This is a genomic window from Porphyromonas uenonis 60-3, from assembly GCF_000174775.1.
Taxonomy (GTDB): domain Bacteria; phylum Bacteroidota; class Bacteroidia; order Bacteroidales; family Porphyromonadaceae; genus Porphyromonas; species Porphyromonas uenonis_A.
Map to the genome: position 1 here is coordinate 1 of NZ_ACLR01000056.1, position 503 is coordinate 503.

Genomic DNA, 503 nt, shown 5'->3' on the forward strand with positions numbered 1-503 from the left:
GATTTCAAGTGGAGAGTCATCGATGACCTCCTAGCCACAGGCGAGAGCATCGCCACCACCAGCCAGCGCTACGGCATCACCGCACGCACCATTCGAAATTGGTTGCGTACCTTTGGTGTAGAGTTACCCAACCAAAGCACTATGAGCAAGACAAACAAGAACAAAGCCGTAGATCCAGATTACGCAGAACTCAAGCGCGAAAACGCTCGCCTCAAAGCAGCCCTCTTCCAAGCTGAGAGCAAGGCCTTGGTCAACAAAACACTACTCGAAGTGGTCTTGAATCGCTACCACATTGATCTAAAAAAAAGACCGATTTGTAGCCGTGAAACAGCTTGAATCCGCCCAAGTGAGAGATCAAAAGCTCTCCATAACCTACCTTTGTCAGCAGCTAGAAGTCAGCCGCAAAGGCTACTACAAGCACACCTTCACCGAGCAAGACGAAGATGTCAAAGTAGCCTCCGTCCTACACTATTGCCAGTATGTGCGCAGTTGGCTCCCCAGGG

At 50.5% G+C, this 503-nt stretch carries 2 protein-coding genes; both read left to right on the forward strand.

Features of this window, described 5'->3' with window-relative positions:
* A partial coding sequence (locus tag PORUE0001_RS10280) for a helix-turn-helix domain-containing protein (protein WP_007364705.1) occupies positions 1 to 336 on the forward strand: 336 nt, incomplete at its 5' end.
* Positions 323 to 503: hypothetical protein (locus PORUE0001_RS10525; RefSeq protein WP_157750181.1), on the forward strand; the 181-nt coding region annotated here is incomplete at its 3' end. The genes PORUE0001_RS10280 and PORUE0001_RS10525, both read left to right, overlap by 14 nt.